The following is a 504-nucleotide window of genomic DNA, read 5'->3' on the forward strand; positions in this document are numbered from 1 at the left end:
GATCTTGCGGTTGATGCCGTAAAGCTGGTCGATCAGCGCTTCGATCCGGTTGTTGTGCAAATGCAGCGCATTGACCAGAACCACGATCTCCGAGCGCAGCTTTTGATAGGCGGCTTCCTCGGTCGACGAAAAGCGGTGCTTTTCCGACAGGGTCGCCGACATCCGCAGATCCTGCATCTCGGCCAGCATCGCGTAATCGCTGGCGATCTGGTCCAGGGTTTCCAGAACCTTTGGCTTCAGCGCCGCTTCCATCGCGGCCAAAGACATCGAGGCGCCATCCTCGTCGTCGTCATCCTCGTCGCTTTCGCCGCGCATCAAAGGATTGCCGTCGGCGTCCAGCTCTGGCTCGACTGCGGCAACAGGTTCAACACGCCGCGGCGTGGCGCTGATCGGCACCGATCCCAGATCCGATCCGACGATCTCCTCATCGCCCTCCAGCGAGCGACCAAAGGTCGCTTCCAGATCAATCACATCGCGCAGCAGAATGTCTTCGGACAAAAGTTC

The 504-nt window shown here is 59.5% G+C and carries 1 pseudogene; it reads right to left on the bottom strand.

The annotated features are described in order from the left end of the window. Positions 1-504: pseudogene (locus AC1QQ2_RS15155) on the bottom strand (RNA polymerase sigma factor RpoD); the annotation flags it as partial.

The organism is Aestuarium sp. (assembly GCF_023253315.1).
Lineage (GTDB): Bacteria > Pseudomonadota > Alphaproteobacteria > Rhodobacterales > Rhodobacteraceae > Marivivens > Marivivens donghaensis.